Consider the following 25886-nt stretch of genomic DNA (forward strand, 5'->3'; position numbering starts at 1 on the left):
GCCATGACTGCTGTGGTGAGTGCGGCGAACCGGCAGGCGGCAAGAGTGCTCGGGGACGCAACGCGGTCGGTGGCGGTCAGGCCGGATGGAAGCCAGGGGCCCCGGCTCGGGTGACGAGGCTCGCTCCGGTGGTGACGGGAGCGCCGGGGCGGGTGACGTAGGCGAGAGTGCGGTAGTCGGCGCGTGCGTGGGTGGGAGTGAGGGTGATGACCACGTAACCGCGCCGTTTGGCGTAGTAGGACATGTGGGGGTTGGCGGCGAGGAGCTCCGCCCAGTCCTCGGGTTTCTCCATGCCGTCGGCCCCGCTGGTGATCGAGCTGCCGAGGATTTCCACGCCCACGGTGGGGGAGCGGGGATCGTCGAAGTCCTGCTTGATGTCCATGGCGAGGTGGATGTGGGAGTCGCCGGACAACACGATCAGATTGCCGGCAACGGCCGTCCGGGCTCCCTGGAGAACGCGGTCGCGGGAGGCCGGGTAGCCGTCCCACGCGTCCATCGACAGGCGCGACGGGCCGGTGAGCGTGAGCCGGCGCCGGCTGAAGGCCACCTGCTGCGGGATGACGTTCCAGGTGGCCGTCGAGGTGCGGAAGCCGTCCAGCAGCCAGCGTTCCTGCGCGGCACCGGTCATGGTGCGTGAGGCGTCCTGCGACTCGGGGCCGGGGTACTGCCAGCCGTCGCCGTACGCCTGGTCCGAGCGGTACTGCCGGGTGTCCAGGACGTCGAACTGCGCCAACCGGCCGAAGAGAAGGCGACGGTACAGCCGCATGTCCGCCCCCGAGGGGGACTGGGCCGGGCGCAGGGGCATGTTCTCCCAGTAGGCGCGGTAGGCGGCGGCCCTGCGTGCCAGGAAGCCTTCCGGGGCCTCCCCTGCTTGGGGGACGCCCGCCGCGTAGTTGTTCTCCACCTCGTGGTCGTCCCAGGTGACCACCCACGGGTGGGCGGCGTGGGCTGCCCGGAGGTCGGGGTCGGTCCTGGCGAGGGCGTAGCGCAGCCGGTAGTCCTCCAGGGTCTTCAGCTCGTGGCCGAACACCTCCGGCAGTCGGCTTCCGGCGGGCAGCCGGCGTTCACCGGCCTGCGCGTCGATGGCGTTTTCGTAGATGTAGTCGCCGACGAAGAACACGGCGTCGAGCTCCTCGCGGGCGAGGTGCGCGTGCGCCGTGTAGTAGCCCCCGTCGTACTGCTGACACGATGCCAGCCCGAGCCGCAGCTCCCGCACCGAGGCGTCCGCGGCAGGCGCGGTGCGGGTGCGCCCGACCGGGCTGGACCACGCTCCCGTGCGGAAGCGGTACCAGTAGCTCCGGCCGGGCTGCAGGCCGCTGACGTCCACGTGGACGCTGTAGCCGAAATCGGCGGAGGCGGTGGTCAGGCCGCTGCGCTCGATGTTCCGGAACTGCTCGTCCCCGGCGATGTCCCACTGCACCTCCACGACCCCCGCAGGGGGAAGGCCGCTGCCCACTTCGTACGGGCGGGGAGCCAGCCTCGTCCACAGCACGACGGAAGAGGGCATCGGATCACCCGACGCGACGCCCAGGGTGAAGGGGAACTCGCTGATCCTCCCCACCCTCTGCCCGTCGGCCCGCACACGTGGCATTCCGGCGAAGGCACCCACCGAGGTCATGGCCGCGAGGGTGAGAAAGCGACGCCGGGCATGAAGCCCGACCCCATCGGAACGTCTCCGGCCCGAGCTGCTCGTCATTGCTCCTGCTCCCTGTCGGCCGTCCGGGACTGACCGCAACGTACCCATCGTCACACCCGTCCCTGCCGCTTCCCGGGAACGCATCGACGCGCGCCCCCGGCGGGCAGCCTGCCCCTGCGCATACGGGCGCGTCGGCCCGTGGCCCCCCAACGGCGTGTCGTCCTTGCCGTCGCAGGTGTGATGTCGGTGATCGTGCGGTCGGAGACCGGGACCTGCCATGCTGAGCAGGCTCGATTCGCTCCTCACACCCCGGAGGTTGTGATGCGTGCAGGTGTCGTGGTCGCCGCGCAGCCCGGTGTGGAGGACCTCGCCGTGCGGGCCGAGGAGTTGGGCCTGCACAGCTTCTGGGTCAATGACACCCCCATGGTCCACGGCGACCCCTTCGTCGCCTTGAGCCTGTGTGCGAAGGCCACCAGCCGCATCAGGCTCGGCATCGCCGTGACCTCACCGGCGCTGCGCTCGGCCCCGGCCGCCGCGAGCGGGCTGGCCGGCCTCAACGCCCTGGCACCGGGCCGGATCATCTGCGGAGTCGGCACCGGAAACACCGCCCGGCGCACCCTGGGCATGCGGCCGGCCACGGCGGCCGGGCTGGAGAACTTCACCGCCGCACTGCAGGACCTGTGCGCCGGACGTCAGACCGAGTACCGCGAAGGTGACCGGGTCCGCGACATCCGGTTCCTGCACGCCGGGGCTCACGTGAACACCACCGACCCGATCGAGTTCGTCGTGGCCGCGCTGGGCGGACCGAAGGCCGCCGCCGTCGCCGGCCGCCGCGGCACGGGCCTCATCTCCTTCGGCCTGCTGGACCCCACCGCCTGGCACGCGCTGCACGACACCCGCCGCCACGCCGCCCAGGACACGCCCCAAGGCCCCGGCTTCCGCACGGACTCCTACCTGGTCACCTCGCTCCACCTCCTCGACGAGGACGAGGACCCCCACGGCGACGCGGCCCGGGACGCGACGGGACACCTCGTCCTGTCGCTGCTGGCCTTCGCCGCCGACACAGCCGCCGACACGCCCGACTTCGCCGGGCAACTCGGCCCGGAGGAACGCGAGGCGGTGCGGCGGCTCCTCGACCGGCGCGGCACCACCGCCACCGCGCCGGACCGGCACACCAAGCTCTACCCCAACTACCTCGGACGCATCGCACCGCAGGACCGGGATCTGGTTCTGCCCTCGCTGATGAACACCCTGGCCCTGGTCGGCACCCGCGACGACCTCCTCGCCCGCATCACCACCCTGGAACAGGCCGGCGTCGACGAACTCCTCATCCAGCCGGTGATCGACCCGCCCACCGAGATGGCCCTGCTCGCGGAACTCCTCACTTGAGGCGCGCTTAAAGCCATCAAAGAATATGACGGTCGGAAAGTAAGAGGAATTATTCCCGGGGTTATCCGGGTGGCGCGGTGGAGAGATTCACCTCACCCATATGGCGGGTAAGCGCGATGAGGCCGACTCACCGGGAGACGCCCGTGCCCTCTGGCGACGTACACCATCACGAGGACCACAAAGAAGAAGCCATCGCCATTGTGGGGGCCGCCTGTCGGCTGCCCGGTGGGATCGACACGCTGGATGGCCTGTGGGCGGTGCTCCGGGCGGGCCGGGACGTGATCGGGGACGTGCCCCCCGAGAGGTTCGACATCGCGGACTTCGTCGACCCCGGACGGCGCAGGGCCGGTAAAAGCTACACGGCGGCCGGAGGATTCCTCGAGGACGTCAGCGGATTCGACGCCGATTTCTTCGGCATCTCGCCTCGCGAGGCGACACGCGTCGACCCCCAGCAACGGCTGCTGCTGGAAATGGCGGTGGAGGCCCTGGACGACGCCGGTATGTGCCGCGATACGTGGGCGGGGGCCGACGTCGGGGTTTTCGTCGGGGTCTCCAGCAGTGATTACGCCGACCTCCAGTCGGCCCGCCCGGCCACGATGAGCGCCCACACGATGACGGGCGGGGCCGCGTCGATCCTCGCCAACCGCCTTTCCCATGCCTTCGACTGGCACGGGGAGAGCGTGGCCGTCGACACGGCCTGCTCCTCGTCACTGTTCGCGGTGCACCGCGCGTGCGACTACCTGCGGGCGGGCCGGGGCCCCGTCGCTCTGGCCGGCGGGGTGAACGTGCTGCTCAACCCCTTCGGGTACGTCGGCTTTTCGGCGGCGTCGATGTTGTCGCCCACGGGCCGTTGTCAGACGTTCTCGGCCGCCGCCGACGGATTCGTGCGGTCCGAGGGGGGCGGCGTGATCCTGCTCAAGCGGCTCGGGGACGCCCTGGCCGACGGCGACAGGATCCACGGCACGATCGTCACCACCGGGGCCAACTGTGACGGCCGCACGCATGGCCTGGCCCTGCCCAATCCGCGGGCGCAGGAGGCCTTGTTGCGTTCGGTGTACGACCGGGGCCGGGTCCATCCGGACGACCTGGTGTACTTCGAGGCACACGGCACCGGCACCAGCGTGGGCGACCCCGCGGAGTGCGAGGCCATCGGGCGGGCGCTCGGTGCCCGCCGGACCGACGGTGACCTGCCGATCGGATCGGTGAAGTCGAACGTCGGCCATCTGGAGCCCGCTTCCGGAATGGCCGGGCTGTTCAAAGCGCTGCTCGTGCTGCGGCACGGCGTGGTGCCGCGCACCCTGCACGCCGAACCGCTGAACCCCGGCATCGACTTCGCCCGCTGGAAGCTGCGGCCGGCCGTGAAGGAACTGCCGTTGCCGTCGCGCCCGCGTCCCGTGGTGGGGGTGAACAGCTTCGGGTTCGGCGGCGCCAATGCCCACGCCGTCCTCGCTCCCCCTCCGTCTCCGCGTCCCGCGAAGGACGGCCACGACCACGGAACCCTGCCCGTCATGGTCTCCGCCCACACCCCCGTGGCCCTCGCCGAGGCCGCCCGGCGCATGGCGGGGCGCCTGCGCGCGGCATCCGACCCGGAGTTCTACGACCTGGCCCACACGGCATGCCGCCGTCGCACCCCGCACCGCTACCGAGCCGTCGTGCTCGCCACGGACCGGGAGGAGGCGGCTGCTGCCCTCGGCGCCGTGTCCGGCGGGCGTCGCGAGGGCGCCTCGGCCTCGGCCTCGGTCACGTCCGCGAACACGGGCAGGACGGCGCTGGTCTTCTCCGGCAACGGCTCCCAGTGGGCCGGCATGGGCACCGGTCTGCTGACCGATGAGCCCGCCTTCCACGATGCCGTACAGCGGGTCGACGCCGCACTGGGCCCCGAGCTCGGGTGGTCCGTGCACGAAGCGCTCGCCGCCGGGGCGCCCGGATACGACCTGCGGCGGACGGAAGTGGCCCAGCCCCTGCTGTTCGCCGTCCAGATGGGCCTCGTCGCGGTGCTGCGGGAGCGGGGAGTGCGGTTCTCCGGCGTCGCGGGGCACAGCGTCGGGGAGATCGCGGCAGCCTGCACCGCCGGAGCGCTGGACCTGGCGACGGCCGCACGCGTCGTCGCCGCCCGAAGCCGGGCCCAAGCGCCCACCGCCGGACACGGGCGCATGGCGGCGGTGGGCCTGCCGGAGGACGAGGCGCGGGTCGAGGCCGAGCGGTACGGCGGCCGCCTGACGGTGGCCGGTGTCAACAGCGACCGGGACGTCACCCTGGCCGGGGACCCGGCGAGCCTGGCGGATCTGGGCGAGCACCTCGCCCGCCGGGATGTCTTCTTCCGCATGCTCGAGCTCGATTACGCGTTCCACAGCCCGGCGATGGATCCGATCGAGGGACCGCTGCGTGCGCTCCTGGGCGATCTGAGGACGTCCGGGGGAAGCACCCCGTTCTACTCGAGTGTCAGCGGCGGGCCACTGCCGGGGGAGCGGCTCGACGCCGGGTACTGGTGGCGGAACGTTCGCGAACCCGTCCGGTTCGCCGACGCCGTCCGCGCGATGCGCGAGGCCGGCCACGACGTGTTCGTCGAGGTCGGCCCCCACCCCGTGCTGGCCCCCTACCTCCGGCGCCTGGGGCACGCGGACGGCGGACCGGCGGTCATCCGCACCTGCCGGCGCGACGGCGACGGCCCGTTGGAGGTCCGCCGGGCCGTCGCCCAGCTCATCGCCGCCGACGGGCAGCTGGACTGGGACGTGTACTTCCCCGTGCCGGGGCGCGTGGCCGATCTGCCCGCGTACCCCTGGCAGCGGGAGCGCCACTGGAACGGGGCACCCGGGTGGTGGTCCCGCGGCGCGGGCGAGGACGGGGCCGGGCGCGGACACCCGCTGCTCGGGACACGGCTCGCCGCACTGGAACCCTTGTGGTCGGGACCGGTGGCCACGGCCCGCATGCCGTGGCTGGGCGACCACAAGGTCGGCGACACGGTGGTGCTGCCGGCCGCCGCCTACCTGGAAGCCGCGTTCGCCGCCGCGGCCGAGACCTTCGAGGGCCCCGTGGAGGTGCGGAACCTGCAGATCACCCGGCCCTTGAGCCTGCCGTGGGACGACGACTCGGCCGAGCCCCGGCTCCAGGTGTCGCTGTCCGACGAGGACCAGCTCCTGCGTATCGCGGCCCGCCACGAGACCGACACCGACTGGCTGCTGCACGCGCGCGGCCGCGTCCGTCGCCTGCTGGGAACGGCACCCGCCCCGGATCGCACCGCGTCCTCGCCCGGACCGAGCACCACGACACGGGTGGAGAAGACGGAGCACTACGCGCGCGCCGCACGGGCAGGGCTGCCGTACGGCCCCGCGTTCCAGGTGATCGGCCGGCTCACCGTCGGGACCGACGAGGTCGTCGCCGCCTATGAAACAGGGCTGCCGCTCGGCGAGTTCCGCGCCCACCCGGCCATTCTCGACGGAGCTCTCCAGGCCGGCATGCCCCTGATGGCCGGGACCGCCGACCCGGACACCCCGTTCCTCCCCACCGTGATCGAGACGGCGCGCCTGTGGCAGTCGCCCCCCGCCCGCGGGTGGATCCATGTCACGGCCCGGGAGAGGGGGCCCGTCGATGCTTGCTGGGACGTCAGCCTGCTGGACGACGACGGGCACGTGACCGTGGAGCTCCAGGGGTGCAGGCTGCGCCGGTTCACGGCCGGAGGGAGCCAGCCGGTCGTCCGGTGGGAGACCGTACTGCGGGCGGCGGCACACCCGAGCCTCCCCCACCCTGCCCCTGACGCACCCCTGCCGGCACCCCCTGCACTGGCCGATGCCGCTGCCCGGTGGCGCGCGGCGACCGGCAGCACGCGGCGCGACGAGCGGGACCGCGACGTGGTGCGGAGCCTGCACGAGTGGGCCGCGCACAGCACCGTCGCAGCCATCCGGCAGATGCTCGGACAAGCGGGCAGGGAAGGGGCGGTGGGCTTCTCCTCCGAGGACCTGATCGCCGCGGGAATGGCGGAGAAGCACGACCGGCTCATGCGGGTGCTGCTGCCCCTCGCCGCCACGCACGGGCTCCTGCGGCCCGTCGATGACGCCGGACCCGGGACGACACCGTACTGGCGCTTCCGTACCGATCCCGCACCACGGGACCTGTTCGAGAAGGCATTGGCCCGCTTCCCCGAACACAGCCTGGCGTTCACCGTGTTCGGGCGGTGCGGACTGCACCTGGCCGATGTCCTGAGGGGCCGGACCGACCCCCGCGAGCTTCTCTTCGCCGAGACCGACCGGCATCTGATCGAGCAGCTCTACAGCCGCGCTCCCTCCGTGCAGACACAGCTGGACATCGTGCGGCAGATCGTGTGCACGATCACCGGCACCTGGCCGAGGGGCCGGCCGTTGCGGATTCTGGAGGTCGGAGCCGGTACGGGAGGCATGACCGACCGGTTGCTCGATGTCCTTCCGCCCGAGAGCACCGAGTACGTCTACAGCGACGTGTCCGCCGTGTTCTTCCCCCGAGCCCGGCGCCGCTTCGCGGACCGCGATTTCCTCGTCTACCGCGTCGTCGACATCGACCGCCCCCTGGAGGAACAGGGCCTCGCCCCGGGCTCCTTCGACCTGGTCCTCGCGCACAACGCCCTGCACGTGGCCAAGGACGTACGGCGGGCCGTCTCCCGGCTGGTGGGTCTCCTCGCCGAGGGCGGTCAGTTGGTGGCCGTCGAAGAGCACGACCTCCGCTCCACGGCCGTGTGCTTCGGGCTGCTCGACGAATACTGGTCGTTCACCGACCACGAACTGCGCGAGGACTCACCGCTGCTGACCGCGCTCCAGTGGGAGGACCTGCTGCGGACATGCGGTCTCGGGGAGGTGTGCTCCGTCCGGGTGGGGGAGGAAGAGAACCTGCCCGGTTCGTCGGTCCTTCTCGGCCGACGGGCGACGGCCCCGCACGCACACCCGCCCGAGCCGCAGGACCGCGCGACCGGTGAGCGGTGGATCGTCACGGCCGAGCGTCCCGACGGTGCCCTGGCACAGGCGCTGACGGGCCTGCTGGTCCGGAGCGGCGCAGACGACGTCCACCGCACCGGCCTGCCGGACGACGCCGAGCAGTGGACGCGGGCCGGACAGTCCGGAACGGGACCGCTCCACGCCCTCATCGTCCTCGACGGTGAACAGCCTCCCCTCGTCGACGCCGACGCGGTCACCGGGCTCGCGGTGCGCCGCACGTCGGCGCTGGCCGCCTTCGCCCGCGCCTACACACGCAGCGGGAAACCCCCGGCCACCCTCTCGCTCGTCACCCGCTCCGGCGCCCCGTTCGACGCCCCGGCCACCCCCGGCTTTCCCGGCGACGCCGCGCCCTGGGCCGTCGCCCGCTGCCTGGCCAACGAACACCCCGCGCTCACGGTGCGCCGCATCGCCCTCGAAACGGGCCCCGACCCGGACAGCGGCGCCCGGCGGCTCGCCCTCGAACTCCTCGAACCCACCGTCGACGACGAGGTCCTGCTCACCGACGGCGGCCGGTTCGTGGCCCGCAGCAGGAGCCTCGGCGCCGCACGCACCACGACGTCGGCCGGGTCCGCGCCCTACCGGCTGGAAGTCCGCGATCCGGGGCCGTCCCACCGGCTGGCCTGGGTGACGGCAGAGCCTCTTGAGCCGGGCGCCGACGACGTGCTCATCGAGGTACGGGCCGTCGGGCTGAACTACCGGGACGTCCTGGAAGCCAACGGGATGCTGCGGCCGGCGGCCGGCGGGCAGGGGATGGGGCTGGAGTGCGCGGGCGTCGTCACGGCCGTCGGGGCACGGGTGACGGATCTCGCCCCCGGCGACCGCGTATGTGCCATGACCTTCCGGACCATGGCATCCCACGTCGTGGCGCCCAGGCAGGTGGTGGGCCGGATTCCCGACGACATGGACTTCGCCGCCGGCGCCACGCTGCCGACGGTCCTGCTGACCGTCCACTACGGGCTGGGCCATGTCGCCCGGCTCGGGCGTGGCGAGACGCTCCTCGTCCACGCCGCCGCCGGCGGCGTCGGCATGGCCGCGCTCCACTTCGCCCGCTCCCGCGGCGCCACGGTCATCGCGACGGCGGGCACCGCCGCCAAGCGGGACCTGCTGCGTCTCCTGGGCGCCGAACACATCCTGAACTCCCGGAGCCTGGACTTCGCGGAGCACGTGCGGGACCGCACGGACGGGCGGGGCGTCGACGTCGTCCTCAACTCCCTCGCGGGAGAGGCACTGGTGCGCAGCGCGGAGCTGCTCGCCCCCGGCGGGCGCTTCATCGAGCTCGGCAAGCGCGACATCGAGTCCGACAGCCGACTGGCCATGGGGCTGTTCGGAGACAACCGTTCGTTCCACGGGGTGGACGTCGGCCGGTTCCTCGAGGCCGGAGCGTTGCCTGCCGAGATCGTGGCAGACGTATTCGCCGAGATCCGGAGCGGTACGTGCCAGGCGCTGCCCCACCAGGCCTTCCCGGCGAGCCGGGTCGACGACGCGTTCCGGTCCCTGCAGCACTCGCGCCACCTCGGGAAGGTCGTGGTGACCTTCGACGAACCACCCCTGGTCGAGCGGGCGCCCGGCCGCTTGGCGCTGGACCCCGGCGGTACCTACCTTGTGACCGGTGGCCTCAGCGGCCTGGGTGCGGCGACGGCCCGCCATCTGGCCGACCGGGGCGCGGGCGGCCTCGCCCTCGTCGGGCGCCGGGGCCGGACCACGCCCGGAGCCGAGATCCTGCTGGAGGACCTCGCCGCACGGGGCGTGGACACCCGGGTGTACGCGGCCGACCTCGGTGACCCGAGGGCCGTCGAAGAGGTCCTCGGGGCCGTCGAGTCGTCCGGCCGGCCCCTGCGGGGCGTCATCCATGCCGCCATGGCCCTGGAAGACGCGCTGCTGGCCGAGCTGTCCGAGGAGCAGATCCTGGCCGCATTGCGGCCCAAGATCCTGGGCGCCCTGCACCTGGATGCCGCCTGCCGGGAGCCGCTCGACTTCTTCGTCTGCTACTCCTCCGTCGCCGCGACCGTAGGCAGCCGCATGCAGGCCAATTACGCGGCGGGCAACCTGTTCCTGGAGGCACTGGCCAGGTCGCGGCGGGCCGGGGGACGGCACGGGCTGGCCATCGCCCTGGGAGCCGTCAGCGACACGGGCTACGTCGCACGGGAAGGGATCGAGGCGACCTTGAAGCGCACCGGCGTCGGTGCCCTCTCGTCCGCCGAGGCATGTGCCGCGCTGGACGAACTGCTGGCCACGGAAGCCGCCGTGGCCGTGGTGGGCCGCTCCGACTGGGCGCGCGTCGGCGCGTACCTCCCCGCGACGAACGTACCCCGCTTCGAGGGAATGGCCCCCTCCACAGGACGGCAAGGGGGCGACGACCCGGAAAAGTTGCGTCAACGTCTCGCGGGCGCGACGGCCGACGAGGCGGTCGACGCCGTGGCCGACGTCCTCAGCCGGGCCGTGGCCGACGTCCTGCAGACCGAACCGGGACGCGTCGACCGTCAACGGCCCCTGGACCAGCTGGGGATGGACTCGCTGATGGCCGCCGAACTCGTGGGCGTCGTCGCACGACGTCTGGGGTGCGAGATCCCGGCCGTGGAACTGATCAACGCCGGCAGCATCAACGGCCTCGCCGCCCGTGCCCTCGTCCGTCTCGGCCACGGCACGTCCGCCGGGAGCTGACGGGCGGCCCGGCCCTGCATCCTCCCGTCGAGAGGAGAACATGCGAACGCCTTCCCTCCACACCGCCGTACCGGAGACCGCACGAGGAGCTGTCCCGAAAAGACGCAGATGGGCGGCTGCCCTCCTGGGCTTCCTCGTCCTGGTGCTGTGCATGGCGGCACCGGGACCCGCCGCGGCGGGCCCGGCCGTCACGCTGCGCCCGGTGGTGATCCCCGGAACCGGGGGAGCGCGGCTCGTGGGAAGTGTGGCCGAGCCGGCCGGGCCCGGCCCGTACCCGCTGATCGTGATGCCGCTGGCCTGGGCGGCGGGCGAGGACCATTTCCGCAGGACCCAGCTGGTGGCGGCCCGTTCCGGTTACGTCTTCGTCCTGTACGGGACCCGCGGGACGCACCAGTCGGGGGGCGTCACCGACCTGGGAGGCCCGAAGGACGTCGCGGACGTGGCCCGCGTCGTGGACTGGGCACTGGCACACACCCCCGCCGACGCCCGGCACATCGGCGCGGCCGGTGTGTCCTACGGGGCGGCGATGAGCCTGCTGGGAGCCGCCTTCGACCCTCGCATCACCTCCGTGGCCGCCCTGAGCGCGTGGAACGACCTGTACGAGGTGCTGCAGGAGAACGGGACGCCCACGGTGGCCGGGGCGGTCTTCACCGGCTGGGGTGCGGCGACCGGCGCGGCGGACGCCCGGGGCGGGCCCTTCCGCGACGTCCTGAACTGGGATCCGGAGCGCCTGGCCGCCTGGGCGAGGCCCCGCTCCCCGGCGGCTTACCTGGAGCGGTACAACGCCGCCGGTACGGCCCTGTTCTTCGGCCAGTCGTGGGACGACAGCTCCTCTCCGGCACCGGGGCTCGGGGAGTTCTTCGACCGGTTGCGCGTGCGGAAACGGCTCGAGATGCGACCGGGTGATCACGGCGGCGCGGAGTTCACCGCCAACCTGCTGCCCAATGACGTGGTGAATTCCGCCCTGCGCTGGTTCGACCACACGCTCAAGGGCGTGGACAACGGGGTGGACAGGGAAGCGCCGGTCCAGATCAAGCCGGAGAACAGCGGCCCTCTCTTCGGCGCCGGAAAGAGCCTCGAGGAACACCCGAGCTGGTCCGCCATGACGGGCTCGGTGCTCAGGCTGTTTCCGACCGGCGGAGGCTCGCTCGGCGACCGCCCCCCAGATGCGGAGTCGCACGTACCTCTCGTCACCGGTCCGGGCACCGTGGCCGACAGCGGGGTGATCGGTATCCAGAGGACCATCGAGGCCGCCCTGGGCGCACAACTGCCCAGACCGCTGGCCCTGATCCCGCCCGGGACGGGAGCCGTCTGGGCAACCGGACCGCTCCGCACGCCCGGCTACGTCCGGGGCACCCCCGAAGTGCACCTCACCGTCACGCCCGCAGCCTCGCGCGGCACCGTCGTCGCCTACCTCTACGACGTGAACGCTCTGGGAACGGGCACCTTGGTGACGTACGCGCCCTACTCGTTCCACGACCGCAGGCCGGGAGCCCCCTTCACCGCCGACTTCCGGCTGCGCCCGCGCGCCTACGACCTCCCGGCGGGCCACCGGATCGCCCTGGTGGTCGGCACGACGGACTCCCGCTACCTCTCCCGCAATCCCCCGCTCAGCCGATTGTCCCTGTCGTCGACCCGCGCCTCACCCTCCTGGGTCACCCTGCCCCTGCGCTGACCACGTCGGCGCGTCCGGCTCCCAGGGCGTGTCCGTGCAGGCGGCGATCGCCCGTGCCACCAGCCCGCTCTGGTACACCAGGCTGGGCATGCCGAACTGGAACAGCACCGAGCCCCTGGTGCTGTGACCGAGGGCGTACAGACCGGACCTGCCGTTGTGCGCGCCCGGTACGCGGTGGGTGGTGCGGTCCGTGCGCAGTCCGCCCAGCGGATGGCCGATGTCCAGGCGCCGGGTGACGAAGACCTCGGGAACGCTGGGCGCGCCGGTGCCGGGCGCGGCCGGGTTCAGCGCGTTGAACAGGGTGCCCACCCCGGCCACCGCATCCCGCGTCACCAGGTCGAAGCCTCCCGGGGGACGCGGCACGACACCGGACAGGCCCCCGAGGAGCTGGAGTTGTCCGCTTTCCAGAAGTCTCAGGAGCAGCTCCGCCCGGTGCTGTGGCATCGGACAGCACAGGCTGGTGACGGCGCGTCCGTGACGCTGCCAGAGGGCGGCCTTCTCGGCGTCCGGCAGCAGGTTCCACGCGTGGCCGGCGAAGCGGTGCAGGGCCTGCCGCAGGATGCCGAGTCCGGCGTCGTCCGCGTCGCGCAACTGGCGTCTGAGCCGCTCGACCGCCGGTTCGGTGAGTGCCAGCTCCCGCAGAACACCCGCCTCTCCCACCCCCGCGGTGCGTAATTCGTCCCGCAGCAGTTTCAGGAGGTCGGCCGTGCGGAACGGCTTTCCGGCGGCGACGTTCCTCTCCAGGCAGGTCAGGGTCAAGTGCCGTGGCCGGTCCGGGGAGGACCGCCGGCGGACCGCGGGCAGCACGCCGCCGCGGGAGGCCAGGACGATGGCCGAACGGTGCCCCCGGGCCACGAGTTCCGCCACGATGTCCAGGGCGGTCAGCCCGGATCCGAGGACGCCCACCCGCTCGTCCGGCGGGACGGTGGCCAGGGCCCGCGCCAGCGGAAAGGGCGTGGCCACGTAACGGGGACTCGTGGCCAGTCCGTAGGGGTCACCCGGCACCGTCGGGCCCGTGCACAGCACCACGTGCTCGAAGCGCTCGCACCGGCCGCCGGCGGTGCCCACCGACACCCCGTCGCCGTCGGGCAGCAGCCGGGTGACGTGCTCGCGAACGGTCCGCAACCGCCAGCCGCGCCCGGCGAGCCGGCGCCAGGCCCGGGAGGCCGTGTCGTCCAAATAGGCGCCGTACAGGGACCGCGACGTCAGGCCGTCGTCGTCCACGGAGCCCGGGGCGCGGCGGGTCAGCCAGCGCAGAGCGTGATCCGCGTCCCGTTCCCGCAGGGACATCTGCGTGATGTGAATGTTCGTCAGGACGCGGCCGCTGTCGGGCTGGTAGGCGCGGCCACGCCACAGCGGCCCGCCTCCGTCGAGCACGGTCAGGGCACACGGTTCCCGGACGGTCCGGGCGAGGCTTTCCACCACGCAGGCGGCGGCGGCCCCGCCCCCGACGACGGCGATGCGTTGCACCGTCAGTGTCTACCCCGCGCGGCCGGGAGAACATGCCGGGCCATGACAGCCCATACCATCTGAAAATCTGTCTATTGCAGATGTCGGGAAATCATGGACCGATCGGGCTAATCTGACCGGGAGCGAGACGACCCGGGGGGAGTGGCGTGCCGCGCAGAACCCGCGTGCTTCTGGTCCTGTTCTCCATCGTCACGGTGCTCTGCGCCTGGGCCGGCCTGATGGGCCTGGGCCGGCTGACCAACAGTGGTTTCCTCCCGGACGACGCACCCGTCAGGGACGACAACCGTCGGCTCAGTGCCCATTACCGGGCCGGCGGCGCCGATCTCGTCCTGCTGGTCCGGGCGGACACGGACGTCGACTCCGCGGCCGTCGCGGCACAGGGTCGGGCCGTTGGGGAACGGGTGGCCCGCTCGCCCGGTGTGGTCACGGCGGTCTCGTACTGGTCGGCCCACGACCCCGCGCTGCGCTCGCGCGACCACCGGGCCGCACTGATCACCGTCGACCTCGTGGAGAACGAGGGCAGGGCCACCCGGGCGGCGCAGGACCTGGTCCCCGGCCTCACCGGCCGGCAGGGCCCGGTGACCGTCTCGGCCACCGGGCCGGCCTGGGCGAGCGTGGAGGGCATGCAGCAGAGCCGCCGGGATCTGTTGGCCGGGGAGCTGATCGCGGTCCCCCTGAGCACACTCGTCCTGCTGTTCGTCTTCCGCTCCCTCCTCGCGGCCCTCATCCCCCTGCTCACCGCACTGGTCTCGGTGACGGGCACGCTGGCCTGCCTGTACGCGCTGACTTTCGTCATGGAGGTCTCGGTCTACGCCGCGAATGTCGCCTGTGCTCTCGGCTTCGGTCTGGCCGTGGACTACGGGCTGTTCGTGGTGACGCGATTCAGGGAGGAGCGTGCGGCAGGAGCCGGGCCGGACGAGGCGGTGACGCGCAGCACGCGCACGGCGGGCCGGACGGTGGCGGTCTCCGCCGGTATCGTCGCGCTGTCGCTGTGCTGTCTCTTCACCGTCCCGCTGGGGTTCATCCGCTCCGTGGCGGTGGCCGGGGTTCTTGTGGCGTTGCTCTCGGCGGCCGCGACAGTCTGCCTGGTGCCGGCCCTGCTGTCCGCCGCCGGGGCGCTTCTCGATCGCTGGGACGTCTTCGCCCGGCTCCGCCGTGCCCGGGCTACCGGATCCGCCGGTGCCGAGGAGGGCGCGGGGTGGCGGAGGATCGGCCGGGCCGTGTGCCGGCGCCCCGTCCTGTGGGCCCTCGCCGCGACAGCCGTCCTCCTCGCCATGCTGCTGCCCTTCGGCCATGCCGCGTTCGCCCCGTCCGACGCGCGCGTGCTGCCGGCGGCCGGCGAGGCGCACCGGACACAGGAGCAGCTGCGGCGTGACTTCGCCATCGTGCCCGACCGCACGGTGACCATCGGCCTGCCCCGGGGCACGGACCGGGCGGCGCTCGACACCTACGCCCGCGCGGTGGCAGCCCTGCCCGGCGCCGCCGAGGTCCGCACGGCCGACGGTGTGTACCGGGGGAGCACCCACCACCCCGCGCCCGCCGGCACCGCGCCGGTGGCGGCCGCAGCCCCCGCGGGCCCCGTGCTGACCGCCACCGCCGCGTCCGGCCGGGAGTCGGCGGAGGCCCGCCGGTTCGTACGGGAGATCCGCGGGCTGCCCGCACCGGGCGGCAGCGCCCTCGTCTCCGGGGAGCCCGTACGCGTCGTGGACACCACGGCCGTGCTGTCCCGCGCCCTGCCCCCGGCCTGCCTCCTCGCCGCCGCCGTCACGATGCTCGTGCTGGGCTCGTTCACCCGCAGTGTCCTGATCCCCCTCAAGGCGGTCGCCATGGCCGTCCTGAGCCTCGGCGCCTGTGTGGGAGGCATGGTCCTCATCTTCCAGGACGGTCATCTGCGCGGGCTCCTGGGAGGCTTCACCGTCACCGGGACCCTGGACGGGGCCGTCGCGCTGTTCGTGCTCGTCGTGGCCTACGCTCTCTCGGTCGACTACGAGCTGTTCCTGCTCTCCCGCATCCGGGAGGAGTACCTCACCACGGGAGACAATACGGCGGCCGTGATCAAGGGCGTGCAGCGCACCGGCCGGCTGGTCACCGCTGCCGCCCTGCTGGTGGTGTCCGCCATGGTGGCGCTGGCGGCCTCGGGGGTGACGCTCCTGAAGGTCATCGGTGTGGGCCTGGCCATCGGAGTCGTGGTGGACGCCACGCTCGTCCGCGGCATCCTGGTGCCCGCCCTCATGGCCTGGGCCGGCCGCTGGAACTGGTGGCTGCCCGGGAGGCTCCGACGGCGGGCAGCGACGGGCGACCGGCACGCACTGTCCACCGACGAAGGGGCCGAGCATGCGCATTGATTCCCGTGTCGGGCTGGCATCCGCCGCCCTGTGGCTGCCCGCGGGCCGCTGTACCACCGAGGACGCGCTGGTCGACGGCGTTCTCACGGCCGATCAGGACGTCCCGCCCGGTGTCGACTCCGTGCCCGAGGGCCAGGGCGAGTCGGCGGAGGACATGGCGGCCCAGGCGGTGCTCCGGGCCCTGGCCGGTGCCGACCGGCCGATGAGCGACGTGGATCTCCTGGCGTATGCCTGGGCCGTGCGTTGCGCAGAGCATCCCTATTCCCCGCCCCACCGGCTGGCCAAGCAACTGTCGGCCGGGGACTGCTTGCCGGTCGGCCTGCTCCAGGGGTGCAACGGCGGCGCGGCGGCGGTGGAGACCGCCGTGACCCGCATGCTCACGGACGAACGCGTCCGCGTGGCTGTGGCGGTCACCTCCGACACCTTCGCCGCCTACGGCAGCCGACGCTGGACGGAGCCCACCATGATGGTCGTCGGCGACGGGGCCGCGGCGGTGGTGCTCGTCCGGGGACCGGGCCGTCTCGCGCTGGTGGCCATGGCCACCAGCGGGCACACCTGCGCCGACATCATGGAAGCCGGTCAGGACATCCGGGTCCGGGCCCCCGGAGCGGGTGGCTTTGCCGCGCGCCCTTCCGACAGGTCGCTCAGCGAGGCCGCGCACAGCGTGGAATATCTCGGGCACTGCGTGAACAGGGCCGTGCGTCACGCCCTGGCGGACGCCGGCCTGGAGGCCGGCGATCCGGGCATCTCGGCGGTGTTACTGCCCCGCCTGGCGGATCCCTTCACCGAGTCCTTCGTCCGGCCGGCCCTGCCCGAACCGCTCAGGTCCAAGGCCAGGATCCCCGACCCGCACACCGGCCACCTGGGAGCGGGCGACACGCTCGCCAACCTGGAGTACGCCCTCAGGTGCGCGATGCCCGCCCCCGGCGAGCACCTTCTCGTCGTCAACGGCGGTCAGGGGGTGGCCGCCTCCTGTCTGGTGCTCGCCCCGGGCACCGGCTGACCGGCCCGGACGGGGCCGGCAGGACGGGTGGCTCAGGAGTCGGTGAAGACGACGACCGTGTTGTGCCCCCCGAAGCCGAACGAATTGCTCATCACCGACCGGAGAGCCGCCTGCCGTCGGCACGTGCGGACGACGTCCAGGTCGATGGCGGCATCCTGCCGGTCCAGGTTCAGGGTGGGCGGGATCGTCTGCTCAGCCAGGGAGAGCACGGCGACGGCGGACTCGATGGCGCCCGCCGCCCCCAGAGCGTGGCCCAGCTGGCTCTTGAGGGCGGTGACCGGGGGTACGTCCAGGAAGAGCCGGCCGAGGGCGTGTGCCTCCGCCAGGTCCCCGGCGGGGGTCGAGGTCGCGTGGGCGCTGACATGGTCGATGTCGCCGGGCGCGAGGCCGGCGTCGGCAAGTGCGGCCCTCATTGCCTGCTCGGCACCGCGGCCCTCGGGTTCGGGTGCCGCGTAGTGGAACGCGTCGCAGCTGGAGCCGTGGCCTGCCAGGAACGCGCGGGGAACGACGCTGCGGGCGCTCGCGTCCTCGCACCGTTCCAGGACGAGGACGCCGGCGCCCTCGCCCAGCACCAGCCCGTCGCGGTCCGCGTCGAAGGGCCGGCAGGCGGATTCCGGGGCGTCACTGCGGCGGGACAGCGCCCGCGCCCTCGCGAGGAGGATCACGTGCACGAGAGTCCGCGCCGACTCCGAACCGCCGGTGATCGCCACGTCACAGGCCCCGGAGCGCAGCAGTTCACACCCGAGGGCGATGGCCTGGTTCCCGGCGGCACAGGCGCTCGACAGGGCAAGGCTCGGCCCCCGTGCGCCGAGGTCGAGGGCGACTTCCGCGACGGGGGCGCTGGTGCCGGACCGCAGCGCGGTCTGGGGAGACACCCGTTCGGGGTGGCCCTGCATGTGGGACATGAAGTCCTCGGCCAGGGCGGGCGTCGAGGTGCCGGAGGCGCCCAGCAGGACCGCCACCCGGTCCGCGGGCCAGTCCTCGGGGTCGAGCCCGGCGTCGGCGACGGCCTCCCGCGCGGCGATGACCGCCATCTGGGAGAAGCGGTCCATGCGCCCGCTGAGGCGGCGGCCGAGCGCCCGGTCGGGACGCAGATCCGGTACGGCGTAGGAGAAGTCGACCGGCAGTCCGCGCAGTTGGGGATCGGGTGCGGCGGTGACACGGCCCGCGCAGAGCGTCTCGAACGTCGCGGTGGCTCCGATGCCTGCGGGGGTGACCAGGCCGACGCCCGTCACGACGACGGACGGCCGGGTCACCGGGTGGTGTCCTCGCTGCCGCGGGAGGGGCAGTGGTCCGCCAGGGCGCCCTCGACGAGTTCACCGAGGGTGATGTCCGCGGTGGCCGGGATCCGGTCGATGTCGATGTCCATGATCACTGCGAGCTCCACCAGCTCCAGGGAGTCGAGCCCGAGTGTGCTCACGGAGGTGTGGGGGGTGAGGGACGACGACGGGATGTCGAAGCGTTCGTCGAGGACTTCCAGCAACCGGGACAGTGCTGTGTCGGTGGGGGAATCCGCCATGGCACTCACTCCAGACAGGGGGGCGGGACACGGGGGCCGGGACGCGGAGGAGCGGGCCGGCGTCAGCGGGAGACGTCCCCGCACGGGACGGTGCCGCGCAGGCCGGTGGCCCGCCGCAGGAAGGCATCGCTCAGCGGCTGGGGCACAAAGGGGTTGATGCGGGTGAGGAAGGACTCCCGGCCGGTCAGATAGCGCGCTCGCGGTCGGCGTGCGGTGACCGCACGGCACACCACGCGGGCGGCGTCCTCCGCCGGGCGGAAGGGGCGGAGGCGTTCGAGGTAGCGCGAGGTCGAGGCGTAGGCGTCCTGGAACGGTGAGGTGCCGTCGGCCGCCAGCCGGGCCAGCCGGCGCTGGGCGTCGGGCACCATCGGCGTTTCGTGGAACCCCGGTTCTACCACGCTCACAGACACGCCGTACCGCGCGCTCTCCATGCGGAGCGAGTCGCTCAGTGCTTCCAGAGCGTGTTTGCTCGCCGCGTACCAGCCGTTGAACGGGGAGGCCACCAGGCCGGCGTGGGACGTGACGTTGACGATGCGGCCGCTGCCCCGGCGGCGCATGGCGGGAAGGGCCAGCCGGCAGAGCCGGAAGGGGCCGAGGAGGTTGACCTCCAGGAGGTAACGGGCCTCCTCTTCGGCGATGTCCTCGACGGCGCCCATGAGTTCGGTACCGGCGTTGTTGACCACGGCCCAGGGGCCGCCACCGGTGAGACGCCCGATATGGGCGAACGCCTCCTCGCAGCTGTCGGGATCCGCCACGTCCAACAGGACGGTCCGCATCGGCGCGCCGTGGCTGTCCGCCGCGGCGATCAGATCCTCCGCCTTGTCGGCGGAGCGCACGGTGCCGAGAACGTCGTAGCCCCGGCAGGCCAGTTCGACCGCGGTCGCTCTGCCGATGCCGCTGCTCGCTCCGGTGACGACCACACTGTGCATCTACGGATTCCCCCCGTCGGCAGCGCGGATGGCCGGTGCTCCGGCCGTGCCGTGACATCATCCGGTCATCAGGTCCACGCTGAGCCCTACCCATGTGCCGCGCGGTAAATTCCCTTTGATATCCACCGAGCCGGGGAATCATAAAGTCGGATAGTCGTATGTAGCTGCGTTGGGTTGTGTGCTTGCGCAGGGCGGGTAGGGATGACTGCCTGACGCAGAGCGGTGCGCGCGATCCGTGAACGGTGGTGGGGCATGGAACAGCGTGTGTACAGCAGAATATCCGCGGTGGCGGCACATCTTCCCGAACGGGTGCTCTCCACCGGTGAATTGGAAGAGCGGATAGCAAAGAACAGCCCCGGCTTCGATGTCCCGCGCGGAATGATCGAGCGGCTGACGGGGGTGGCGTCCCGGCATGTACGGCCCGACGGCTGGGACGCCTCCGACCTGGCCGTGGCCGCGTCCCGGAAGGCGCTCGCCGACGCCGGGTGCGACACCGCGGCCGTCGACCTGCTGATCTTCTCGGCCATGAGCATGGACGTGCTGGAGCCGGCGACGGCCCATATCGTGGCGGACAAACTCGGCGCCCGCTGCCCTGTGTTCGATGTGAAGAACGCGTGCAACAGCTTCCTCAACGCGCTGGAAGTCGGTGACTCCCTGATCAGGACCGGGTCCTACCGGCGCATCTTGGTCTGCTGCGGAGAGTCCGTCACGCAATTCGCCCGGACCTCGGTGTCGAGCCCCCGTGAATTCGTCGAGTCCGTGACCGGGTACACGCTCTCCGACGCCGGCGCCGCCGTCGTGTTGGAGGCGTCCACCGAGCCGGGAATCGCCGGCTTCGTCTTCTCCGCCCTGTCATCCGTATGGAAGGCGGGAGTGCTGCCTTTCCCCGGCTCCGCCGGCCGGTGTGGAGACCGGCCGAAATTCCGGCTGGCCGACATGGTGAAGGGATTTCATGAGCTCTTTCGTGCGGATCTCGCCCGTCAAGTCGAGCAACGCATCGGTGGGACGATGGACGAGGTCTCCCTGTTCTGCGTCCATCTTGCCTCGGCCCACCTCATCTCCGACTTCTGCGCCACTGCCGGAATCCCGCGCTCGCGGGTGATGACCACCATCGCCTCGCACGGCAACACGGCGGCCGCCACCTTGCCACTGCAACTCGACAAAGCCCTCCGGGAAGGAAGGCTGCACCGGGGTGACATCGCCGTTCTGGTCGGCCATGCCAGCGGAATCAGCTATGGAATCCTCGGGGTCCGGGTGTGACCGGACCCCGTCGCGAAGGAGGTCGTCACCATGCCCGGTGTCTATGACGCGGTGTTCGGTGTGCTGACCGGGACACTGGCCGTGCCCCCGGCCGAGGTGGGCCCCCAGCGGCAACTGGACGCTCTCCACCTCGACTCCCTGGCCAGGGCCGAACTGGCCCTGACGCTCAAGGAGCTCCTCGGAGTGCCCTGTTCCGACCATGACGTCCCCGCGACGGCCACGGTGGGTGGTCTCGCCGCGCTCCTGGATGACCGGCTGGCCGACAGAACGCGGGCTCCCGGCGGCGAGGCGCCGTGACTCCGCCGGGCGTCGCCGTCACCGGCATCGGACTGGTCACCCCCGGCGGGATCGGCCGTGAGGCCACCTGGCAGCGGGTCTGCTCCGGCGCCGGAACCGCCGCCCTGTCGCCCGAACTCCGAGACCTACCCGTCGACTTCTGCTGCTCCGTTCCGCCGCTGGACCAGGCCCTCGCACGCCTGCGCCGCAAGGCATGGCGGCTGGACCGCTGCGCACAGATCGCGTTGATCGCCGCGCGCGAGGCCGTGGCGGATGCGGCACTCGACCCGGCCGCATGGGACGCCGCGCGTGTCGGTGTGATCCTCGGTACCGGTTTCGGCGGCACCGGGAGTCTCTGGGCCCAGCAGGCACGCCTGCGCGACAAGGGCCCGGAGTACGTCTCCCCGCTCCTGCACCCCAGGAGCCTGGCCAATATGCCGGCCGGCGAGGTCGCCCTGGAATTCGGGGCGTTGGGACCCAGCCTCGCCACGGTGACGGCCTGCGCGTCCGGCGCCGACGCCCTGGTCGCCGCACGGGGGTGGCTCCTCGCCGGCCTCTGCGACATCGTTCTGGCCGGGGGGACAGAAGCCGCCAACACGCCCTTGAGCGTTGTCGGCTTCCACCAGCTGGGCGCCCTGTCCGGACACCGGGACGATCCCGCCTCCGCCTCGCGCCCGTTCGACGCCGACCGCGATGGATTCGTCATGGCGGAGGCCGCCGCCGTACTGGTGCTGGAACGAGCGGACCACGCGCGGGCTCGCGGAGCCCCGGTGCGTGCCGTGCTCGCGGGATGCGGTGCCTCCACCGACGCCCATCACCCCACGGCGCCCCACCCCGGGGGAGCGGGGGCCCGACGGGCGCTTCAGCAGGCGCTGACGGCGGCGGGGATGTCGTCGCACGAGGTCGGGCACGTCAATGCGCACGGCACCGGCACGCCGCTGGGCGACGCCATCGAAGCCCGCGTCATCAGCGACTGTCTTCCCCATGGGCCGAGCGTCACAGCGACCAAGGGGGTGCTGGGGCACTCACTGGGCGCCGCGGGGGCGGTGGAGGCCGCGGTGACGGTGCTGACGATGCAGCAGGCGCTGGTGCCACCGGTCGCCAACCTGCGGAGAGCCGACCCGGACGTGTCCGTCGACCTCGTCCTGGACAAACCCCGCCCGCAGCAGGTGGACCTGGCCGTCAGCAACTCGTTCGGGTTCGGCGGACACAACACCGTGCTGGTGTTCCGTCGGCCGTGACCGTCGCCGTTCGCTCGAGAACCGTCTGCCCGAGGTAGAGGAGACACCGCTGTGCGGCGCACCGACGAGCCGGCTGACCTTGTCGTGACCGGCCTGGGGCTGGTGACCCCGGCGGGAATCGGGGCCGAGGCCACATGGAGAGGACTGCTCACGGCACGCCCCACTGCCGGGAGCGATCCGCTGCTGGCCGGGCTGCCGGTGGACTTCTCGTGCCGTGTCCCCGGCTTCGACGGTGCCGGACTGCTCGGCCGCCGCCTGGCCGCCAGACTCGACCGGGCCGGCATGTACGCCCTGGTGGCGGCCCGGGAAGCGATGACCGACGCCGGGCTGGACAGTCCCCTCCGGGATGCCTCGCGGGTGGCGGTCGTCCTGGGAGTCGGGACATGCAGCTTCGACACCTACGAAGCGGAGTTCGCCAAGCTCGCGCGCGGGCGGCCCGACAAGGTCTCACCCCTGGCCGTCATCCGCAGTGTGCCCAGCATGATCCCCGCCGAAGTCGCCCTCGACCTCGGTGCCCGCGGGCCGAACCTCGCGGTCTCGACGGCCTGCGCCTCCGGCACCAGTGCGCTGGGGGTCGCCCAGGACCTGTTGCGGGGCGGCCGGTGCGACGTCGTGCTCGCCGGGGGCGCCGAGTCGGTGTGTGCGCGCGTGCCGGCGACCTGCTTCCATCAGATGCAGGCGCTGTCCCGGCGCAGGCACGACCCGGCCGCCGCGTCCCGGCCCTTCGACCGCGACCGTGACGGCTTCGTCCTCTCCGAGGGAGCCGGAATCCTCGTCCTCGAGCGCGCTGCCCACGCCCGCGCCAGGGGTGCCCGCCCCCGGGCCCGCTTCGCCGGGTACGGCGCCTCCTGCGACGCCCACCACCCGGCGATGCCCCACCCGGAAGGGCGCGGCGCCGCCGATGCCATACGCGCTGCCCTCGCGGACGGGGGGCTCTCCTGCCGGGACATCGGCCACGTCAACGCGCACGGAACAGCGACACGACAGAACGACCTGGCCGAGTACGAGGCACTGCGGCGGGTCTTCGCCGACCCGCCTCCGGTGACGTCGCTCAAGGGCACCCTCGGGCACGCCGTCGGAGGGGCGGGCGGTATCGAGGCGGCCTGCACCGTACTCACACTGGAACACCAGATGGTCCCCCCGACAGCCAACCTCGACGACCAGGACCCGGCGATCCGGCTCGATGTGGTCCGTGACGCACCACGTGCGATGGCCATGTCGGCGGCCATCAGCAGCTCGTTCGGCTTCGGCGGACAGAACGCGGTGGTGGCCTTCACCGTTCCGTAGGGCCCCAAGCCCCGCGTTCGCGAAGCGGTAGTGCATTCAACTGGCTGAGACGCCGGCGCGCAGGCGGCGTACGCCCTCCTGTAGCTCGTACCACCCGCTGGAGTACGGCGGCGGTGCCGCTGATGGTGCGGCCGTTCAAGGCGCCCATCAGCAGCACCACCCAGGGGCGTCGCGCCCGGCCGGTCCTACGCCTTGCGGAGACGGCCGATGATGCCGTCGAGATCGTGCCGGAAAAGGTCCGGGCGGACCCAGTGGCCGCCGTCCCGCTCGTGCGACTCGTGCGGGATGCCGGCCCGGTCGAGCAGGCCGCGGAACTCCCGCTGGGTGTCGAGCACGTTGACCTCGTTCAGCCGGTCCCAGATGCGTTCGGGGCTGGTACCGGCGACCATGAAGACCCGCTTGTTCCGGTAACTCTCGACGCGCTGGCACGGGTTGTCGGCGCTGACCCTGTTCTGGTCCCAGGGCACGCCGTAGACGGTGCCGCCGCCCAGGTCGAGTGCGGAGGTCGCGTTGGCCCAGTGCACGATGATGTCACCGCGACCGCGCAGGCTGGCCGGGCCGGAATGGGCGCTCACCGAGGCGAAGTGACCCCAGTACTTGGCTGCGTACTTCAGCGCGCCGAAGCCGCCCATCGAGAACCCGGAGACGGCGCGGCCGTCGTACTCGTTGTACGTCCGGAAGTTGTCGTCGATCCACGGAATCAGTTGCTGGATGTGGAAGTGCTCCCAGTTCCGGGGGCCCACGAAGGAGGTGACCGGGTTGGAGTACCAGCCCGTGCGCCCGCCGTCGGGCATCACGACGATCATGGGCTTGCCGGCGGTCCACGCCCGGATGCCCCCCTCGGGCAGGCGGTCGAACTCGATGAAGTCGCCCCCGCCGCCGTGGAGCAGGTACAGGACGGGGTAGCGGCGTCCGCTGTGGTGGTAGTCGTCGGGGAGCAGGACGTTGACGGCGGGCTTCCAGCCGATCGCCGCGGTCTCGAAGCGGTAGTACCACATGCGGGGGTCGCTCTCGCCCGCCTCCACGATGCGCAGTCCGTGACCGTCACCGGCCGCACTGGCCGACGACGCCGCCCCGAGGACGGTCCCGCCGCCCAGGGCCATCGCCGCGGACAATCCGCCGGCGGCCTTCAGGACACCTCTACGGGAAGGGCGCTGTTCGCTCATCATGACCTCCTGGTCGAAAGGGGAGTAAGGGAGTGATAACGCGTCAGTTGTTCGTCATCCACGTCCCCTTGGCGGGGTTCCAGTGGATGGTGGCCTGCTGGAATTTCTGGGCTCTGCCGCCCGGCTCGTCCATCTCGTCCGTCACGGCGTAGCCGAGCACCGCTTCGTGGCCGGCGGTGTGGAAGGCCTTGTAGATCTCTCCGTGGACCGTGTGGGCGCCGGTCTGTTGTGACCAGAGGAAGAGTCCCTTTTCGAAGAACTGGTACCGGCCGCGGGTCCCGTCGGGTGCCTTTGCGGCCTCGGCCTCGTCCATCGTGGGGAAGCCCCAGCGCCGTTCCGAGTCCGTGGCCCAGAACTTCTTCAGGATGTCACCGTAGATCGCGTAGGCCTCGTCCGGATGCCAGATGATGATTCCGTTCCGGAACTGCTGGAACCGCCCGCCCATCAAGGCATCGCGCTCGCCCGTGACCGGCGGCCCCAGTGCGCTGCCCAGGCCACCCATGCCGTCGTACTTCACCCTGATCGCGCCGTAGGGCATCAGGTCGTCCAGACGGTGGTACCGGCGGGGCGAGAACCCCCGGAGGCCGTCGCCCCACACCCGCTCCTCGGGCACGTGCCCGAAGTCGTACGTCTCGCGTACCACCGGCTGGGTGTGGGCGGCGTCGGCCCAGCGGACGAACAGCGCCACATGGTCCGTGCCGCCCGCGTCCCGCAACAGGGCGTCACCGGCTTGCAGATCGGCCGCCGGGATCTCGGAGGTGACGTTCCACAGACTCCAGGTGTTCAGGGACGAGCCCAGGTTCCACGCCATCGACACATAGCCCGAGCAGTCCGGGCGGTAGCAGCCGAACTGGTTGCGGTGGCAGCCGCTCTGGCTGTACGGCACCCGCTCGGCGATCCATGACCAGGCGCGGTCCATCACCTCGCCCCGCCCGATCGGCCCGTCCGTGTCCGACGCGCTCGCGGCCGGTGCCAGGGTCACCGTGGCGACGAGCGCTGCCAGCGTCAGCGCCATCGCTCTGGTCACCCGCTGAAGGATCAGTGATCTCATGACTGCCCCCTGAGAAG

16 protein-coding genes are annotated in these 25886 nt (G+C 72.2%); 9 read left to right on the top strand and 7 right to left on the bottom strand.

Annotation, left to right across the window (positions count from 1 at the left end):
* Positions 1-76: 76 nt before the first annotated feature.
* Positions 77-1696 carry an alkaline phosphatase D family protein gene (locus JO379_RS30055; RefSeq protein WP_209517874.1) on the bottom strand — a complete coding sequence of 540 codons (1620 nt, stop codon included), beginning with the start codon at positions 1694-1696 and terminating at the stop codon, positions 77-79.
* A gap of 261 nt (positions 1697-1957) precedes the next feature.
* Here JO379_RS30055 and JO379_RS30060 point away from each other — a divergent pair, with 261 nt between their 5' ends.
* From JO379_RS30060 to JO379_RS30070, 3 genes are all read left to right on the top strand, one after another.
* A complete protein-coding gene (locus JO379_RS30060) occupies positions 1958-3025 on the top strand; it encodes an LLM class flavin-dependent oxidoreductase (protein ID WP_130881042.1) in 1068 nt (355 codons plus the stop codon).
* A 143-nt stretch (positions 3026-3168) separates the two neighbouring features.
* Positions 3169-10647 carry an SDR family NAD(P)-dependent oxidoreductase gene (locus JO379_RS30065; RefSeq protein WP_307842185.1) on the top strand — a complete coding sequence of 2493 codons (7479 nt, stop codon included), beginning with the start codon at positions 3169-3171 and terminating at the stop codon, positions 10645-10647.
* A gap of 40 nt (positions 10648-10687) precedes the next feature.
* Positions 10688-12322: a CocE/NonD family hydrolase gene (locus JO379_RS30070; protein WP_209517878.1), complete on the top strand. Its 1635-nt coding sequence runs from the start codon at positions 10688-10690 to the stop codon at positions 12320-12322.
* On the opposite strand, the gene JO379_RS33785 is transcribed toward JO379_RS30070, so the two are convergent.
* The gene (locus tag JO379_RS33785) at positions 12290-13792 is read right to left on the bottom strand and encodes an FAD/NAD(P)-binding protein (RefSeq protein WP_209517880.1); all 1503 of its coding nucleotides are present in this window, start codon (positions 13790-13792) and stop codon (positions 12290-12292) included. The genes JO379_RS30070 and JO379_RS33785 overlap by 33 nt on opposite strands.
* A 146-nt stretch (positions 13793-13938) precedes the next feature.
* On the opposite strand from JO379_RS33785, the gene JO379_RS30080 reads away from it, so the two are divergent.
* Positions 13939-16137: an MMPL family transporter gene (locus tag JO379_RS30080; protein WP_209517882.1), complete on the top strand. Its 2199-nt coding sequence runs from the start codon at positions 13939-13941 to the stop codon at positions 16135-16137.
* Entirely contained in the window at positions 16127-17140 is a 1014-nt protein-coding gene (locus JO379_RS30085; RefSeq protein ID WP_209517885.1) for a ketoacyl-ACP synthase III family protein, read from the top strand. The genes JO379_RS30080 and JO379_RS30085 overlap by 11 nt, the downstream gene beginning before the upstream one ends.
* A 32-nt stretch (positions 17141-17172) precedes the next feature.
* Here the strand turns inward: JO379_RS30085 and JO379_RS30090 are convergent, their stop codons facing one another.
* The 3 genes from JO379_RS30090 to JO379_RS30100 form a co-directional block, all read right to left on the bottom strand.
* Positions 17173-18396, bottom strand: a complete 1224-nt coding sequence (locus tag JO379_RS30090; RefSeq protein WP_209517887.1) for a beta-ketoacyl-[acyl-carrier-protein] synthase family protein — start codon at positions 18394-18396, stop codon at positions 17173-17175.
* The gene (locus tag JO379_RS30095) at positions 18393-18659 is read right to left on the bottom strand and encodes a phosphopantetheine-binding protein (RefSeq protein WP_209517889.1); all 267 of its coding nucleotides are present in this window, start codon (positions 18657-18659) and stop codon (positions 18393-18395) included. Before JO379_RS30095 ends, JO379_RS30090 begins: the two co-directional genes overlap by 4 nt.
* Positions 18660-18721: 62 nt before the next feature.
* A complete protein-coding gene (locus JO379_RS30100; protein WP_209517891.1) occupies positions 18722-19588 on the bottom strand; it encodes an SDR family oxidoreductase in 867 nt (288 codons plus the stop codon).
* Positions 19589-19840: 252 nt separating this feature from the next.
* Between JO379_RS30100 and JO379_RS30105 the strand changes: the two genes are divergently transcribed.
* Genes JO379_RS30105 through JO379_RS30120 form a run of 4 tightly spaced genes read left to right on the top strand, consistent with a single transcriptional unit; the run spans position 19841 to position 23652 of the window.
* A complete protein-coding gene (locus tag JO379_RS30105) occupies positions 19841-20848 on the top strand; it encodes a 3-oxoacyl-ACP synthase III family protein (protein ID WP_130881033.1) in 1008 nt (335 codons plus the stop codon).
* 30 nt (positions 20849-20878) lie between these two features.
* Positions 20879-21145, top strand: a complete 267-nt coding sequence (locus JO379_RS30110; RefSeq protein WP_209517893.1) for an acyl carrier protein — start codon at positions 20879-20881, stop codon at positions 21143-21145.
* On the top strand, positions 21142-22365 hold the full coding sequence (locus tag JO379_RS30115; protein ID WP_209517895.1) for a beta-ketoacyl-[acyl-carrier-protein] synthase family protein: 1224 nt from the start codon (positions 21142-21144) through the stop codon (positions 22363-22365). The genes JO379_RS30110 and JO379_RS30115 overlap by 4 nt, the downstream gene beginning before the upstream one ends.
* A gap of 51 nt (positions 22366-22416) precedes the next feature.
* Positions 22417-23652 carry a beta-ketoacyl-[acyl-carrier-protein] synthase family protein gene (locus JO379_RS30120; RefSeq protein WP_130881030.1) on the top strand — a complete coding sequence of 412 codons (1236 nt, stop codon included), beginning with the start codon at positions 22417-22419 and terminating at the stop codon, positions 23650-23652.
* Between the two features lie 185 nt (positions 23653-23837).
* Here JO379_RS30120 and JO379_RS30125 read toward each other — a convergent pair whose 3' ends face one another.
* The gene (locus JO379_RS30125; protein ID WP_207304028.1) at positions 23838-24818 is read right to left on the bottom strand and encodes an alpha/beta hydrolase-fold protein; all 981 of its coding nucleotides are present in this window, start codon (positions 24816-24818) and stop codon (positions 23838-23840) included.
* Positions 24819-24861: 43 nt separating this feature from the next.
* On the bottom strand, positions 24862-25869 hold the full coding sequence (locus JO379_RS30130; protein ID WP_209517897.1) for a hypothetical protein: 1008 nt from the start codon (positions 25867-25869) through the stop codon (positions 24862-24864).
* Positions 25870-25886 lie beyond the last annotated feature (17 nt).

It is taken from the genome of Streptomyces syringium (assembly GCF_017876625.1).
In the GTDB taxonomy this organism is placed as follows: domain Bacteria; phylum Actinomycetota; class Actinomycetes; order Streptomycetales; family Streptomycetaceae; genus Streptomyces; species Streptomyces syringius.